The 17368-nt window shown below is 45.2% G+C and carries 15 protein-coding genes and 1 rRNA gene; all 16 read right to left on the minus strand.

Translation table 11 applies throughout. The features are described from left to right. Positions 1-296: 296 nt before the first annotated feature. Positions 297-1960: ribosomal RNA gene (locus DESDI_RS12330) — 16S ribosomal RNA — on the minus strand. 478 nt (positions 1961-2438) lie between these two features. Next, entirely contained in the window at positions 2439-4103 is a 1665-nt protein-coding gene (locus tag DESDI_RS12335; protein WP_015262946.1) for a ribonuclease J, read from the minus strand. A 298-nt stretch (positions 4104-4401) separates the two neighbouring features. Continuing rightward, positions 4402-5277, minus strand: coding sequence for a 4-hydroxy-tetrahydrodipicolinate synthase (gene dapA, locus DESDI_RS12345; protein WP_015262948.1), 876 nt, complete (start codon positions 5275-5277; stop codon positions 4402-4404). A gap of 30 nt (positions 5278-5307) precedes the next feature. After that, complete coding sequence (dapG, locus tag DESDI_RS12350; protein WP_015262949.1) at positions 5308-6534, minus strand: aspartate kinase; 1227 nt, start codon at positions 6532-6534, stop codon at positions 5308-5310. 38 nt (positions 6535-6572) lie between these two features. Then, positions 6573-7562: an aspartate-semialdehyde dehydrogenase gene (locus DESDI_RS12355; protein ID WP_015262950.1), complete on the minus strand. Its 990-nt coding sequence runs from the start codon at positions 7560-7562 to the stop codon at positions 6573-6575. Between the two features lie 92 nt (positions 7563-7654). After that, positions 7655-8242, minus strand: a complete 588-nt coding sequence (locus DESDI_RS12360; RefSeq protein WP_015262951.1) for a dipicolinate synthase subunit B — start codon at positions 8240-8242, stop codon at positions 7655-7657. Further along, positions 8239-9174 carry a dipicolinate synthase subunit DpsA gene (dpsA, locus tag DESDI_RS12365; RefSeq protein ID WP_015262952.1) on the minus strand — a complete coding sequence of 312 codons (936 nt, stop codon included), beginning with the start codon at positions 9172-9174 and terminating at the stop codon, positions 8239-8241. Before dpsA ends, DESDI_RS12360 begins: the two co-directional genes overlap by 4 nt. Before the next feature lie 83 nt (positions 9175-9257). Beyond that, positions 9258-10061 (minus strand): 4-hydroxy-tetrahydrodipicolinate reductase, encoded by an 804-nt coding sequence (gene dapB, locus DESDI_RS12370; protein WP_015262953.1) that lies wholly within the window; start codon positions 10059-10061, stop codon positions 9258-9260. 107 nt (positions 10062-10168) lie between these two features. Beyond that, entirely contained in the window at positions 10169-10450 is a 282-nt protein-coding gene (locus tag DESDI_RS12375; protein ID WP_015262954.1) for a YlmC/YmxH family sporulation protein, read from the minus strand. Positions 10451-10462: 12 nt separating this feature from the next. Further along, positions 10463-10765 (minus strand): hypothetical protein, encoded by a 303-nt coding sequence (locus DESDI_RS12380; RefSeq protein WP_015262955.1) that lies wholly within the window; start codon positions 10763-10765, stop codon positions 10463-10465. A 127-nt stretch (positions 10766-10892) separates the two neighbouring features. Next, positions 10893-11351, minus strand: coding sequence for a dUTP diphosphatase (gene dut / locus DESDI_RS12385; protein WP_015262957.1), 459 nt, complete (start codon positions 11349-11351; stop codon positions 10893-10895). A 105-nt stretch (positions 11352-11456) separates the two neighbouring features. Next, on the minus strand, positions 11457-12731 hold the full coding sequence (locus tag DESDI_RS12390; protein WP_041219466.1) for a M16 family metallopeptidase: 1275 nt from the start codon (positions 12729-12731) through the stop codon (positions 11457-11459). Between the two features lie 5 nt (positions 12732-12736). Continuing rightward, on the minus strand, positions 12737-13903 hold the full coding sequence (locus DESDI_RS12395) for a D-alanyl-D-alanine carboxypeptidase family protein (protein WP_041219468.1): 1167 nt from the start codon (positions 13901-13903) through the stop codon (positions 12737-12739). Positions 13904-13924: 21 nt separating this feature from the next. Next, a complete protein-coding gene (locus DESDI_RS12400) occupies positions 13925-14677 on the minus strand; it encodes a polysaccharide deacetylase family protein (RefSeq protein WP_015262960.1) in 753 nt (250 codons plus the stop codon). Between the two features lie 72 nt (positions 14678-14749). Then, positions 14750-16900 carry a polyribonucleotide nucleotidyltransferase gene (locus DESDI_RS12405; protein WP_015262961.1) on the minus strand — a complete coding sequence of 717 codons (2151 nt, stop codon included), beginning with the start codon at positions 16898-16900 and terminating at the stop codon, positions 14750-14752. A gap of 175 nt (positions 16901-17075) precedes the next feature. Continuing rightward, the gene (gene rpsO, locus DESDI_RS12410) at positions 17076-17342 is read right to left on the minus strand and encodes a 30S ribosomal protein S15 (RefSeq protein ID WP_015262962.1); all 267 of its coding nucleotides are present in this window, start codon (positions 17340-17342) and stop codon (positions 17076-17078) included. Positions 17343-17368 lie beyond the last annotated feature (26 nt).

The raw sequence follows: 17368 nt of genomic DNA on the forward strand, positions 1-17368 counted from the left end.
CACTTTAGTTACAAAAATTCACTTCTTACAAAGCAAACCCTTATAACTTAGATTTGGTCAAAAAATAGTGAGTTTCCATTGCTGGTCCCTCAAAACTAAACAACAAGTAGCTTTCGCTTAAAACAGTTTCATTTCTCGTTTATCAGGTTTACTTATTCAGTTCCCCTGTTTCGCCTCTTCGGCATTTTTAGAAGTCTCTAGGACTTCTACCACTCTGACCTCGTTTCACTTGCGTGACGTCATCCAGAGCTCGACCTTAGGATATGCTCAACTAAAAGTCAAGCATGTCTCCTTAGAAAGGAGGTGATCCAGCCGCACCTTCCGATACGGCTACCTTGTTACGACTTCACCCCAATCATCGGCCCCACCTTCGACGGCTAGCTCCCTTTCGGGTTACCTCACCGGCTTCGGGTGTTGCAGACTTTCGTGGTGTGACGGGCGGTGTGTACAAGGCCCGGGAACGTATTCACCGCAGTATGCTGACCTGCGATTACTAGCGATTCCGACTTCATGTTCTCGAGTTGCAGAGAACAATCCGAACTGAGACCGGCTTTCTCGGATTCGCTTCACCTCACGGCTTCGCTTCCGTCTGTACCGGCCATTGTATTACGTGTGTAGCCCAAGACATAAGGGGCATGATGATTTGACGTCATCCCCACCTTCCTCCGGTTTGTCACCGGCAGTCTGTCTAGAGTGCTCGACCTTACTCGTTAGCAACTAAACATAGGGGTTGCGCTCGTTGCGGGACTTAACCCAACATCTCACGACACGAGCTGACGACAACCATGCACCACCTGTCTCTACGCTCCCCGAAGGGCACTCCTAAGTTTCCTCAGGATTCGTAGGATGTCAAGCCTTGGTAAGGTTCTTCGCGTTGCGTCGAATTAAACCACATAATCCACCGCTTGTGCGGGCCCCCGTCAATTCCTTTGAGTTTCAACCTTGCGGCCGTACTCCCCAGGCGGAGTGCTTATTGTGTTAACTGCGGCACAGAAGGGGTCGATACCCTCTACACCTAGCACTCATCGTTTACGGCGTGGACTACCAGGGTATCTAATCCTGTTTGCTCCCCACGCTTTCGCGCCTCAGCGTCAGTTACAGTCCAGAAAGTCGCCTTCGCCACTGGTGTTCCTCCACATATCTACGCATTTCACCGCTACACGTGGAATTCCACTTTCCTCTCCTGTCCTCAAGATAACCAGTTTCCGATGCAGTCCCAGGGTTGAGCCCTAGGTTTTCACACCAGACTTAATTATCCGCCTACGCGCCCTTTACGCCCAATGATTCCGGACAACGCTTGCCCCCTACGTATTACCGCGGCTGCTGGCACGTAGTTAGCCGGGGCTTCCTCCTCAGGTACCGTCATGTATCTACATTATTTACATAAATACCGTTCGTCCCTGAAGACAGTACTTTACAACCCGAAGGCCTTCGTCGTACACGCGGCGTTGCTCCGTCAGACTTTCGTCCATTGCGGAAGATTCCCCACTGCTGCCTCCCGTAGGAGTCTGGGCCGTGTCTCAGTCCCAGTGTGGCCGTTCACCCTCTCAGGCCGGCTACTGATCGTCGCCTTGGTAGGCCTTTACCCCACCAACTAGCTAATCAGACGCGGATCCATCCATTAACGATAGCATATTCAGAGGCCATCTTTCCTTATCTCGCGATGCCGCGAAATATTCTTATCCGGTATTAGCCCTCGTTTCCAAGGGTTGTCCCGGTCTAATGGGTAGGTTATCCACGCGTTACTCACCCGTCCGCCACTAACTAACGTCTAGCACTCAGTGTTCTTTTCTAATCCACTGTGTTGGTACTCTATATTGCGTGGAGCTCTCTCTTCGTTCGAGCTCTCGCTTTATCCAACATCACTGAACACTCAGTGCTAAACGCTAGTCCGTTCGACTTGCATGTGTTAGGCACGCCGCCAGCGTTCGTCCTGAGCCAGGATCAAACTCTCCATAAAATTTATGAAGAAAATTTGATTGCTCAAATTGTCTTTACTCATTGACGAGTCATTGGCTGTTCCTTGTTGTTTAGTTTTCAAAGACCATCTTGGCTCCTATTTTCGCCACTCTTGGTGACTCATTTCGGCGCCGTCGCACTTAGTGGCGACATTTATAGATTCTATCAGAGTTTGACTTGGAAGTCAATATCTTTTTTAGAATCTATTCTTTTGTTGTTTCTCCGTTGGGGTTTCCCCAGCGGCAACTTTGTTATAATACCACCGGAGAGCGACCCCTGTCAACTGTTTTTCAGAACTGTTTTTTAGATAAGGTTTTTAATCTGTTAGTACTGTTGTTTATCTCTTTAGCTTTTAACCAACATCTGAACCTCCATTATTATTCACACCCTAGATACCAGAATATTCATTCTAAAACTTGTCTGCAGCTTAGTATGAAGAGAGCCCTATAAGCTCTCTCAAACCTGCGCGCAGAGATAGACTACTCGACTTCTTGAATAATGGGTAGAATCATTGGACGGCGGCGTGTTTTTTCATAAAAATGTTTACTCAACGTTTCACGGACTTGACCTTTTAGCACTGCCCATTCGGAAACATGATTTTCTCTTAAGCGCGTCATAGTCTGTCTTACCTTTTCTTTTGCTTCGTCAAGCATCAATTCTGATTCACGCACATACACAAAGCCACGGGTCACTATATCTGGACCTGCGACGATTGCACCTGAAGTACGGCTAATGGTCATCACCACAATCAAGATTCCATCTTGAGAAAGCTGCTTGCGATCACGCAGCACAATATTACCGACATCACCGACCCCAAGTCCATCGATGAGCACTTTACCTGCTTGTACCTTACCGGCAATACTTGCTCCATAGCGAGTGAATTCGATAATCGTGCCATTATCGGCAACAAAAGTATTCTCTCTCGCAATTCCCAACTGTTCAGCTAGCTCCGCATGCTTAATAAGCATACGGTATTCGCCATGAACAGGAATGAAATATTGGGGACGAATCATATTAAGCATGAGCTTTAGTTCTTCTTGGCTAGCGTGCCCTGAAACATGCATCCCTTGATACGATTCATAGATGACATTGGCCCCTAATTTGAATAAGAGATCGATTGTTTTTGATACTGATTTTTCGTTACCCGGAATCGGGTTAGCAGAAATGATGACGGTGTCCCCCGGTTGAATCTCAATACGCCGATGGTCGCTCATGGCCATACGTGTTAAAGCTGACATCGGTTCGCCTTGACTACCGGTGGTTAAAATACAGGCTTGGTTGCCTGGTAAGTTGACGATTTCGTCCACGTCGACCAATGTGCCCTCGGGAATTTTTAGATAGCCTAATTCAGAGGCTATCGCCACAATGTTAATCATACTTCGTCCGACGACCGCCACCTTACGGCTGGTATTATAGGCTGCTGTAATCACTTGCTGTAGTCTGTGCACATTGGTAGCAAAGCTGGCAATGATGATGCGGTCCTTGGCTCCTTTAAATGCTTCCTCAAGCATGTGACCAACGCTTCGTTCAGACTTGGTAAAACCGGGGCGCTCCACATTGGTGCTATCCGACATTAAGCAAAGAACGCCTCTGTCACCCAGTTCAGAGAATTTATGAACATCAAATTTTTCGCCCGTGACCGGAGTATGATCTACTTTAAAATCACCAGTATGCACTATGGTTCCAAGAGGAGTATGGATTGCTATGGCCACCGCGTCAGGAATGCTATGATTGACACTTAAAAACTCTACTTTAAAAACACCCATTTTTACTGTATCTCTAGGTTGGACGACCGTTGTTTTTATACCATTTAAATTTCCTTCTTTTAATTTCGATTGAATGATTCCTAAGGTTAAACGAGTGGCATAAAGAGGGACATCCAAATCCTTTAACAGATAAGGTAACGCTCCAATATGATCTTCATGTCCATGCGTTACTAGTATTCCTTGAACCATTTCTTTATGTTCTAAGAGATAGGAGTAATCTGGTATAACAACATCAATCCCCAACATTTCTTCTTCAGGAAAAGCTAAACCCGCGTCAATAACGATCATTTGATTATCATAGCGAATCACGGTCATATTTTTACCGATCTCGCCTAAACCGCCTAATGGGATAATCTGAACTTTATGTTCTTTTGGCAAACTATTACACCTCCACCATATTTTTCCTTATGATAGCTTTATTGTGCCTATTTCTAGATACTTTTTATATTCGCAAAAATGGAACAAAAAAGATTCGAAATGCCGTAACGAATACAACGCCCTTGGTACTCGCCGGTATTCCGTGAAATAATATTAAACTCACCGCACAATACATTGGTCTTATTATAGCTAATATATAAAGGAATAACAAGAGTAAGAAAAAGCAGAAATTCGACCGAAATAACGGTGAATTTCTGCTCATATCTCAAATCAACAATGAATTGTCTAGCCGCTGACATTATCCTTTAATTTCTTGATAAAGGTTATCTAAGAAAGCTTCCTCCTTGGGAGATGCACAAACGAGTGGAAGTTTTACTCCACCGGCGTTGATGCCAACTTTCTTTAGTAGGTATTTTACAGGAACGGGGTTCGTAGTTACAAATACACCTTTAAACATGGGCATAAGCTTCAAATGCCACTGAAGAGCAGTTTGGAGGTCCCCAGCGAACCAAGCCTCTACCATCTTCCTCATTTCATCGCCGACAACATGTGCCGCAACGCTAATGACCCCGCTACAACCTAAGGCAAGCATGGGTATGGTTAAGGAATCATCCCCACTATAGACCACAAAGTCACCCGGTAAAATACGCTTCAGTTCACTGACCTGGTCCATAGAACCGGCAGCTTCCTTAATGGATGTGATATTGGGAATCTCGCTGAGTCTGCGCACTGTTTCTGGAAAGAGATTAACAGACGTTCTCCCTGGAATATTGTACACCATCAGAGGCAAGCTTGTAGCTTCAGCAATAGCGCGAAAATGCTGGAACATACCCTCTTGAGAAGGCTTGTTGTAGTATGGCACAACGGCCATAAGCCCATCAACCCCGGTAGCTTCAGCTTTACGAGCTAGACTGATGCTACCTTCTGTTGTATTTGAACCAATACCGGCTATTACTGTAGCCTTATTGCCCACTGCTTTTTTGACCACTCTAAAAAGTTCAAGCTTCTCATCGGCCGTAACCGTTGGCGATTCACCTGTGGTGCCACATACGACAATCCCATCAGAACCATGTTCTATGAGGTAAAGAGCTAATCTCTCTGCCTCGGCATAATTAACTTCCATTTTCTCATCAAAGGGAGTGACCATTGCCGTCATAATTCTATTTAAGGCCATACTTTTCAGCTCCTCATTTACTAGTTTTTATCATGTGCCTAATAGAAACTTCTTATGGAGTGCTTGCACAGCCAAAATCATATCCTCTTTATTCACAAGAACCCATATTGTAGTATGAGAGTCTGCTGATTGGAGAATACGAACTCCCGCATCCGATAATGCATGCACTAAGTCAGCCATGACACCAGGTACTCCTGCAATACCGGCCCCAACCACAGATACTTTGGCACATCCTGGTACAGATGAGGGATTGAATCCTAAGTTCTCTAGGATCTTTACAGCCTTTTCAGCTAAATCATCTGGCACGGTAAAAAGTACACCCTCAGGTTGAACACTAATAAAGTCTACGCTGATATCTGCCAATGCCATGCCCTTAAATATCTGTTTATTGGCTTGCAATTGATCGGGAATATCTACAGTAGGTACTTGTATTTGGGTTACGTTAGGTGTATAGGCAATTCCTGTGGTCGTTCGATCCCCCGTTATATCTGTTCCGACACCCATATCCGGCTGCAAACAGGTAACTAGGGTACCGGGAGCATCTGAAAAAGTACATTTAATTCTAATGGGTATATTACGTTGCATAGCAATTTCAACGGCACGGGGATGGATTACCTTTGCTCCCTGATGGGCGAGATGGCAAATCTCGTTGTAGGTTACTACATCTAAGATACGGGCATCTTCAACAATGCGTGGATCGGCGGTCATAATCCCTTCCACATCTGTATAGATGTCGATATCCTCTGCATCTAACGCTACCCCAAGGGCGGCGGCTGTGGTATCACTTCCTCCGCGGCCTAAGGTCGTAATCTGACCATCTTCCGTAACCCCTTGGAAACCTGCGACGACGACAATGCGTCCTGCCTCTAAATGATTAAGAATGTTCTTTGGTTCTACACGAATAATTCGAGCATCGCCAAAACAATTATTAGTAATAATCCCCGCTTGCCCTCCGGTCAACAAGACAGCGTCGAGACCTAAATCCTTTAAAGTACTGGTCAAGACAACTCCGGATATAATTTCTCCACAGCTCATGAGTAAATCCATTTCTCGCTTAGGAGATTCAACCGCGATTCCTTTTACCATATTGATAAAGGTGTCTGTGGCGTATGGGTCACCACTGCGCCCGATGGCAGACACCACAACCACAGGTGAATACCCTTCCCGCACCGCTTCAGAGATTTTTGCGGCAACTTGAGCACGACGTTCAGCACTAGATACCGAAGTTCCCCCAAACTTTTGGACTAAAACACGCACCTGTACTCCTCCTGACGCCAAAAGCTATCTATTATTTTCTATAATAAGAGTTCGGCAATCTGTACGGCATTGGTTGCCGCACCTTTGCGAATCTGGTCACCGACAACCCAAAGGTTAATCCCATTCTCGATTGAAAAGTCTTGGCGAATACGCCCTACATAGACTTCATCGCTATCTGAAGAAAACCAAGGCATGGGATATTGATCTTCTGCCGGATTATCGACCACAATCACACCCTGGGCTTTCTGGAAAGCGGTCTTAACTTCCTCTATAGCTACTTTTCTTTCTGTTTCTATGTTAATGGACTCGGAATGACTTCTTAGAATAGGCACACGAACTGTGGTAGCTGTAATCGCCATATCATCTACATGGAATATCTTTTGGGTCTCCTTGACCATCTTCCACTCTTCTTTGGTATAATCTCCTTCTTGGAACACATCAATCCGTGGAATGACGTTGAAAGCGATTTGATAGGGGAAGGTGTGATTCTTCAATTCATCTCCGTTTGCCCAACTGCGGACTTGATTTTCCAATTCTTCGATCCCCTCACGACCTGCCCCAGAAACCGCTTGATAAGTAGATACGACTACTCTCTTAATCCCAGCTAGATCAAAGATGGGTTTCATGGCTACGACCATAATAATTGTCGAACAGTTAGGATTAGCAATGATCCCTTTATGCCACTTTACATCATCTGGATTGACCTCAGGCACGACAAGAGGAACGTCTGGGTCAAGGCGATAGGCACTGCTGTTGTCAATGACCACAGCTCCGCTCTTCACTGCCGAGGGAGCATATTCCGCACTGGATGACCCACCGGCAAATAAAGCTATATCAATCCCCTTGAAGCTATCATGAGTTGTTTCTTGAACTTCGATCTCCCTTCCTTGCCAAACCATCTTCTTACCCGCAGAACGCTTCGTTGCTAACAAGCGTAATTCCCCCACGGGGAAGTTCCTCTCAGCAAGAATCTTCAAGAATTCTTGTCCAACTGCACCTGTAGCACCAACAATTGCAACATTCGGCATAAATGATCCTCCTTAGATCTCTGCATCGGATGTATGAAGATGGTGCTGCCCTAAAAGCACAGCACCATAATCAAGGCGATCCGTCTGAGTTTTTAGTGATAATCAACTAAAATAGGTTGAATTTGTTTCCCTTCACAGGCCATTAGGATTGTATCTGGAATCATATCCATATGCGCCACTAATGAATTCGCTTTTGTAGCTGGGCTATCCTGCCCAAATGGAACGAGAAATAAATTTTTTGTACATAAAAGTGTTCCAATATTCCTTGCGTTTATACCAAGTCCGTCATTCGTTGAGATGGCAATCACTAAAGGCCGCTGGTTACGAAGATGAGCCTTTGCTGCCATAAGCACCGGAGTATCTGTGATTCCATTGCTTAATTTCGCCAATGTATTCCCTGTACATGGTGCAATCAGCAGACAGTCAAATTTTTTCTGAGGCCCTATCGGCTCCGCGTCTGGAATGGTTTGGATTACTTTCTTTTGAGTTATTTCTTCAAATTTGCTCTTCCAATCTTCCGCCTTGCCGAACCGAGTATCCATTGTATCTACAGCATAGGAGATGATGGGAGTCAAATCCGCTCCTTCTTCGACCATCTTACGCATGACCCCAGTGATTTCATGTAAGGTGCAATGGGAGCCTGTGACTGCAAAGCCAATCTTTAACCCGTCTAATTTCATACTTCGTCACCTCCACTTCTTAACCTTAAAGAAGTATTCATACTTGTGGTCAGGTGGCGAAGAATAAGTTGCGGGTAAACTTGAGCTAATATTTTCCCTGCTGCTTTGGGAGCAACCTTACCAGGCAAACCAGGCGCAAGCAAAGCTTTGATGCCTAAAACCTTCGCATATTCGAAATCCGTGCCGCCGGGAATAGAAGCAATGTCAATAATAACCGCTTCTTTATTCAATTTCTCTAGAAGCGCTTTGTCAAGGATCTGGTGGGGGACGGTGTTGAAAATCATATCCGCTTTCCCGACCCTATCTTCCAAGTCAGAAAAATGAATTGCTTCCAGCCCCATTTCTATCGCCCTTGCTAAATCCGCAGGTTTACGAGCGACTCCTGTGACATGAGCTCCCATACCCCTTAATGTCCGGGCAAGTGTCCATCCACATCTTCCTAAGCCAAGCACAAAGCTTTCACTGCCGTGGATTGTCAAAGGTGATGCTTCCATGGCCATTTGTATGGCCCCTTCAGCCGATGGAATGGAATTAAGAATTGCAAGTTGGTCAAGATTCGCTGTCTCCACAACCTGAATCCCCAACAACTCTGCTGCAGATTTTAAAGCGGGTCGAGCCCAGCCAATAAAAAGGGGCACATGGGGTGGAACCTCTTTCAAAAATTCCTTGTTCAGCACAATAGCTGACTCCGAATACTTAGCTTTGACACCGCCGCGTTCATCAGTACCATACATTGGAAAAAGCAAAACATCTGCCTTCGCCACCGCTTCTATAGGTGAAGAAAGTAGAGTTACTCCTTCCATCGGAGCTGCCTTTTCAAATCCGACCCCGACTATGTAGGCACCGAGTCTTTGCAGCTCTGGGATCATATAAATTTCTCGGTCATCCCCTCCAATTACAGCTAGTCGAATTCCAGTTAAACCCGCACTCATCTTTAAGCCCCCTTTGAGACTGTGTCCCATGACTACTATCCAGTATATGAGGGAAAGTTGAGTGCGGTTCCCGATATCAATTCCTAATCGAGAAAATTCTCTAGTCCTATGACTAATTTTGTGAGCTGGCTTGCTTTGCGAATAGCTAACATAATTCCTGGCATATAGGTTTCCCGAGAAAATGCATCATGGCGAATGGTTAAAGCTTGTCCAAGGCCGCCGAAAATAACTTCTTGGTGGGCAATGAACCCAGGCAGCCGTACCGAATGGATATGGATGCCTTCTACATCACCACCCCGGGAGCCCTTAATTTTTTCGTACTCATTTGGATGTCCCTGCACTAAAGGTTTTCTGACTTCTGATATCCACTCTACAGTTTTTAAGGCAGTCCCTGAAGGTGCATCCAACTTTTGATCATGATGCAATTCGATAATTTCTACATTTGGAAAATATCTCGCAGCTTCTTGAGCAAAGCGCATCATGAGAATCGCACCAATCGCAAAATTCGGTGCTATAAAGGCTCCGACTTTAGTTTGATCCACAAGGTCGCGGATTTCGGCAATGTCGGCTTCGTCCAACCCCGTTGTGCCCAAAACTGCAATCACTCCAGCAGATAATGCACATTTGGCATTTTTCAAAACGGATTGGGGATTCGTGAAATCTACCATCACATCGGCTTGAACTTCGCGAAGATGGGCCGCTTCCAGAGGACCAGATATTCCAATCCCTAGGGGAGTAACGCCAAGAACCTCGCCAATATCCTTACCTTGTTGACGCGCATCGGATGCGCCCACAAGGAGCATATCTCCTTGATTTAGGATCGTACGCATAACTTCTTTTCCCATTTTCCCACCGGCTCCAGAAACAAAAACCCGGATTTTCTTCAATGCTAACCCCTCCTAAGAGCCTTACCTATAGGCAACAACCCCGCAGCCTATGGCGATTCGGGGTTGCCCAACCTTTTTTACTATTTTAGTTAATTAACGTATTCATGTCAAACAGAATATTTGTTCATTCGCTCTGTTCTACTACTCATATCCACAATGATAACCTCTGCACCCACTTTTTTAATGGATTCCCAAGGGATTACGAGCAAATCTCGATCCCGATCGTTGGGGTTTCCCCAAAAACCAGAAAACCCTGAACGGGAGGTCAGGATAATGGCTTCAATGGAACCACTTGCTGCTATAGCTAAATCTGCATCTCCCACCAAACCAAGTTTTGAACCATCATGCAGATTGATAATTTCTTTTCCCGCTAAGTCGCTTAGTAGCATTTTATTTCCTCCTTATTTCCTTACTTTTAGCCATAACTGGATGACAAAGGGTTGAAGAATGGCTAGGACTAGAGAAATAACAGCGAGGGGCTCTACGACAAAGGTGGATGGATTCCACCAATCTTCCGGAATTCTTAAAAAGGAAAATAAAAGTTCAAGGGAAAGATAAATCCCCCCTGCAGTGCCTACTAACTGGGTTATAGAAGCCGACAACAAACTTGATCTGTTCTCTGAGCGCCACATCAGTAGATACCGCCGAGAACGAAGTGAGGCGAAAATACCTACACTAAGCAAAAAAAGCCCTAGGACTTGCATAGCCATACCTCCTCTATGGGATTTGTATGACAAGTTCAAGCTCACTAGAACTTTTAATCTTCCCTATCGATTATATTTCTTAAGGTTTGTTGATTGTACGCGGGAACTTAGAACTGGCCAGGCGATGTTAACCGGAAACACCAGTCGAACCAAATCCTCCGCTTCCCCGCGAGGATTCATCTAACTGCTCTACCACCTCAAAATTTCCAATAAACACAGGCAGAAAAACCATTTGAGCAATACGATCCCCATCCTTCACCTTAAAGGAATCTTTACCCTGATTAATCACTGCGACCTGAATCTCACCCCGATAGTCTGAATCAATAACACCCACCCCATTAGCTAAGGCTAAACCGTATTTGGAGGCAAGCCCGCTGCGAGCAAAAACAAAGGCTCCGACTCCCCCATGGGGAAGCTCAATCGCTATCCCGGTCGGTATCGTTACAATCTGTCCATGCTCGACAACAAGTTCCTCGCTTAATGCGGCCCGAAGGTCAACCCCCGCTGCTCCTGGTGTTGCGTATTTGGGGACATTCAGCGGCTTATTCTTTCTCACGCTGGTGATTTTCACAGTAATTGAACTCAAAATCCTTCCCTCCGTGTCTCTAAACTCCATGCGTTCTAGATTGAACGAGACTTCGTTCAGATGGGGATTCCCCCACTGAACGTTAATCGATACTGAACTTCTGCTTTATTCTTCTGTCCAACCAATTTTTTCGTAGATATCTTCTAAACTAACTTCATGGCCTTCCGGTCCTAACATGAGGAGGCTGACATTCTCCCTCTTCCACAAGCGATTCACAATCCTTTGTGCGTCCTCGAGCGTAACTCGTTCCAGCTTCTCGACGACCTCTTCTGGTGAGATGATGCGGTTGTAGGTTAATTCAGTCTTGCCTAAACGGCTCATCCGACTGTTAGCTGATTCCAGCCCTAAATATAAGCCACCTTTGATTTGAGACTTTGTTCGATCAAGCTCAGACTGAGTGATGCCATTCCTCTTCATATCTAAAATTTCTGCAAGCACGCATTCTACTACTTCCTGAGAATTAGAAGGGGTTGTCCCAGCATAGATGGCAAATAATCCTGTATCCACATAGGTGGAGTGGTAAGAGAAAACAGTATAGGCCATTCCCCGCTGCTCTCTAATCTCCTGAAACAAACGGGAACTCAACCCACCACCTAAGATGTTGTTGATGATATGCATGGGATAGAGATCATCGTCCTCTTGACCTAATCCCGGAACACCTAGGATTATATGCATTTGCTCTGTATCCTTGGTAACCATTTTTTGAACCTGCTTACCCTTTGGTGTACCCTCTAATACTCTTCTTCCTCCCCGTTTAAACTCTCCGTAAAGGGGAACAAGTTTCTTTAAGACCTCATCATGCTTGATTTTCCCAGCAACAGCAATGACAAGATTATCTGGTGCGTAATGTTGATCCATGTAAGTTAGGATTTTCTCTCGACTGAGCTCTTTGATGCTTTCCTCGGTTCCTAAGATCGGCCTCCCTAGAGGGTGGTCATTCCATACATAATCGGAAAACAAGTCATGGATGATCTCATCAGGTGAATCCTCATACATCTTTATTTCTTCAATGACGACCCGTTTTTCTTTCTCGATTTCGCTTTCATCAAATAAGGATTCGAAAAACATATCATTGAGGACATCCATAGCTAAATCCATATCTTCATCGAGAACCTTGGCATAGTAGCAAGTATACTCCTTGGTCGTGAAGGCATTAAGCTGTCCCCCCACAGCCTCCAAGGATTCCGCAATATCTCTGGCCGTGCGATTCTTCGTTCCCTTGAAGAACATGTGCTCAATGAAATGAGATATTCCCTCATATCCTGCTCTCTCGTCACGAGAGCCTGCTCCTACCCATATTCCCACTGCGACTGAACGAACATAATCAATTTCCTCTGTGATGATGCGAACCCCATTAGGCAATTCTGTTTTTTGATACACTCTCTTCACTTCCCCTCTAAGAGATTCGATAGTCTCCCTTTTAAATCCCAGCCGTCAATTATCTTGGCTCGACTTTCCACATACAATGGTGTGCTATCCAACTTTTTCTCGTTTAACCACACCTCGTAAACGCCAATTTCTTCGCCACCGTCCATCGGGAGACGAGAATCCCTTGTCCACTGAATTCTCTTTTCTATCTTCTCCTTATCTTTCTTAAGGATACTTACCTGCAAGGGCTGCTGTACAAATGCCTTTACGGGCTCTGAACCCTCCCTAGAGACATCGACAACATCTCCTGCTTGAGCAAAGTTCAACGTTTCTGTTTCTGAAAAACCCCATTCCAATAACTTCTGGGCGTCTCCAAAGCGATTCGGGGCATGAAGTACCACAGCAATAAGCTGACGGCCATCTTTGGTCGCAGCTGCCACTAGACATTTACCGGCAGCAGTGGTGGTCCCTGTCTTCACTCCGTCGGTATAGGGGTAATTCCATAATAATTTATTGGTATTTCTTAAATTCATAAAAAAGTCAGGCTCAATAAAATGAATCTCCGTCTCTTTTAGTCGTGTAATCGATGTAAAGGCGGGGAGTTGCAGTCCATAGCGTGCCATGAGAGCCAGATCATACGCTGTTGAATAGTGGTTCTTGTTGGGTAAACCATTCGTATTGACAAAATGGGTATTTCTAGCCCCGATCAGAAACGCTTTTTGATTCATGAGCCGAACAAAATCTTCTTCATTCCCAGCAATCTGCTCCCCAATTGCCACACAGGCATCATTTCCTGATTTCACCATGGCTCCAGTAATCAACTCATAGAGGAGAATCTTCTCCCCCGGGTCCAAATGAATGGTGGATTCACCCACTGCGGCCGCTTTTTCGCTCACAACAACTAATTCATCAGGTCCTCCTAATTCAAGACCTAGAATAGCCGTTAGGATTTTGGTCGTACTGGCTGGAGGTCTTTGTTTATGAGCATTTTTATCATAGAGAGTCTCGCCAGTAGCCGCATCCATCAGAATGGCTGCGTCTGCGCTTATATTAATCGAATGGGACGCAATTAATCCATGATTTATTTCTTCAGTTTGAGCGAACACAGGTCCACCATTGATTCCTAACCCAATCATTGCAATAAGAACGCAAAGCCAAGCTTGCGTCCATTTCCGCCTCATCATTCTACCACCTCACTTTTAAGTCTATGAGGTAGTATTTCCGACTCCTGTCAATGTTATCAGTTCATTTATTGTAATGAATTGGAATCCTTTATTGGCGAGTTGGCTTAAAATACTTGGCAAAGCTTTCACCGTATTCTCTTTAGGATGCATTAATACAATAGCACCTAAATGGGTCGGCTTGACCCCAAAGCGTACGGCCGGATCAACAATCCGTTTGGTAATTACCTCAGGCGTGCTTTCTGGCCGCCAATCTACCGTATCTAAAGTCCATAGGATGGTGCTATAACCAAGGTTTTCAGCTGCTCTGAGACCTGATGCTCCTCTTTCGCCATAGGGTGGAGCATAATACTTGGTCTTCTGTCCAGTAATCTCCTGAATGATGCTTTCTGTCTTGAGGATTTCTTCTTGATTGGCCTGAATCGATATCTGGTCAGGATGAGGATGAGAATAACCATGATTCTCAATAGCATGCCCTCGAGCCTGAATCTCTTTGACCAATTCGGGATTATTCTTTGCCCAGCGACCGGTAAGAAAAAAGGTGGCTTTGGCTTTATGTTGGTCTAATGCCTCAAGTATACCGGGAAGATATTCCCCACCCCAATCCACATTGATGGTTAAGGCTATGACTTTTTGTTCAGTCTTTACTTGTTCGATAGGAAGCGGAAGGTTCGATACAATTCCTATCACTCTCTGATGAATCAGCAAGCTAACCGCCAAAATCAGTACAAGTCCAAAAATTTTTAAACTCTTAAAGGAAACCCTAAAAACATGCATTCGTCTACCCCCTTCCTTTAAGGTTATGCAAGGGTAGACGAATGCAGAATATTTCCAAATGGACTTCTTTAACTATTCCTTCTGATTAGGGGCATTCCCATTAGGCTTGGGTAATGCTTCTTTCCGCGAAAGATTCAACCGCCCCTGTTTATCAATACCTGTAGCTTTAACGAGGATTTCGTCTCCTTCTTTAACGACATCTTCTACTTTCTCAACGCGGTTATGGGCTAGTTGAGAAATATGAACGAGTCCTTCCTTACCGTTTAAGCCCAATACCCCAGGAATGACTTCTACGAAAGCTCCAAAGTCCATAACGCGAGTTACGCGGCCATTATAGATCCGGCCAACTTCCACTTCTTGAGTGAGCGATTGGATAATCTTGAGGGCTTTCTCGCCAGCTTCGCCATCGACTGCCGAAATAAAGACACGGCCATCATCTTCGATATCAATCTTAACACCGGTCTCGTCAATGATTTTCTTGATGGTTTTGCCTCCGGGCCCAATAACCTCACGAATCTTATCGGGATGAATCGATGATGAGATGATTCTGGGTGCATAAGGGGATAGTTCAGCACGGGGGGTTTCGATTACAGATAACATTTTATCCAAGATAAAAAGCCGACCCGCTTTCGCTTGTGTAAGTGCTCTTTCCAAAATCTCTCGGGATACACCTTTAATTTTAATATCCATCTGTAAGGCTGTGACACCTTGACTGCTCCCTGCTACCTTAAAGTCCATATCTCCATCATGGTCTTCCATACCTTGGATGTCAGACAGAATAGCGATATGTTCCTCTTCATTAATCAAGCCCATGGCAATCCCTGCTACAGGGGCCTTAATCGGCACTCCCGCATCCATCAGGGATAGCGTACTTCCGCAGACCGAAGCCATAGAACTGGAGCCATTAGACTCTAAAACCTCAGATACTAGACGGATGGTATAGGGAAATTCATTCTCATCGGGAATCACCGGTACGAGAGCTCGTTCTGCCAAAGCCCCGTGACCAATTTCTCGGCGGCCGGGTCCGCGCATCGGGCGAGTTTCACCGACGCTATAAGGAGGGAAATTATAATGATGCATATAGCGTTTTGATTCTTCTAAACCCAATCCGTCTAAGATTTGTTCATCACCCACTGCTCCTAAGGTAGCTACAGTGAGTACTTGGGTTTGTCCCCGTGTAAAGAGACCTGTACCATGGGTTCTCGGCAAGATACCCACATCGACACTGATAGGGCGAATCTCGTCTAAAGCCCGTCCATCAGGCCGAATATGCTCAACGGTAATTAAGCGGCGGACAATTTTATGTACAAAGTCTTCCAATATCTTATTGATGGTTTTCAAATCCTCAGGATATTGCTCGGAAAAGTGAGCCAAAGCCTCTTCCTTAACTTGTCGAATAGCTTCTTCTCTTGCTTTCTTTTCTTCGGTACGCACAGCCTGATCCATTTTGTCATAAGCAAATTCTCTGACGGCTATGACAATGTCTTCCGGAAGCTGTGGAGCTACAACCTCTTGCTTGGGTTTAGCCAAATTCCTTTCGAGAGCTTCCCTGCGATATTCCTCCAGAAATTCAGCAATGCGCTGAACTTCTCGATGACCAAACATAATGGCTTCCAGCATGAGAGCTTCGGATACCTCTTGAGCTCCTGCTTCGACCATCATTACTGCATCTTTGGTTCCCGCAACTGTAAGGTGCATCACACTCTGTTCAGACTGCTCAACTGTGGGGTTAATAATCAATTCTTCACCGATTAAACCTACCGTCACGGCAGCTACCGGTCCCTCGAAGGGTACATTAGAAATCGTTAAGGCCGCTGAAGCCGCATTGATCCCTGTAATATCCGATGCACAATCCTGGTCCACAGACATTACTTGAGCTACTACTTGAACATCGTTGCGATAACCTGCCGGGAAAAGAGGGCGAATCGGGCGATCGATGAGGCGAGCGGAAAGGATAGCTTTTTCGCTAGGGCGTCCCTCGCGTTTAATAAATCCTCCGGGAATCTTCCCGGCAGCGTAGAGTCTCTCTTCAAATTCAACGGTCAATGGGAAAAAATCAATACCTTCTCTTGGTTGAGAACTTCCGGTAGCAAATGCTGAAACAACTGTATCTCCGTACCGACAGAAAATAGCGCCACCTGCTTGTTTGCCGATTTTCCCCGTCTGAAAGGTCATGGTTCGGCCGCCGACCTGGATCGAACGTTCAAATACTTCCTGTTGCACTATGGAACCTCCTTAAATTCACTCATAATCATTTTCATTCTTAACTTGAACCATCTTCGACATATTCTTATTATTTCCTGCATTATGGTTAAAAAAACTACTGTTCGTATATAAAAAAGAGAAGCAGAAAACTGCCTCTCTCTTCTCTCCATTTTTCGTGTTAGACTCGCCAGGATTAACGGCGTAAGCCAAGGTCAGAAATAATTTGACGATAACGATTGAAATCCGTGTCCTTAAGATAGTTAAGCAGGGCACGACGTTTTCCAATCATCTTAAAGAGACCACGACGGGAATGATGGTCTTTTTTATGGGTCTTGAAGTGCTCTGTTAAATACGCAATACGTTCGGAAAGCAACGCAATTTGGACTTCCGGAGAACCAGTATCACCTTCGTGTTGCTGGAACTTCACAATAAGTTCTTGTTTCTTTTCTGGTGTCATCATGAGTAATCTACCTCCAATAATTTAAT

Source organism: Desulfitobacterium dichloroeliminans LMG P-21439 (genome assembly GCF_000243135.2).
In the GTDB taxonomy this organism is placed as follows: domain Bacteria; phylum Bacillota; class Desulfitobacteriia; order Desulfitobacteriales; family Desulfitobacteriaceae; genus Desulfitobacterium; species Desulfitobacterium dichloroeliminans.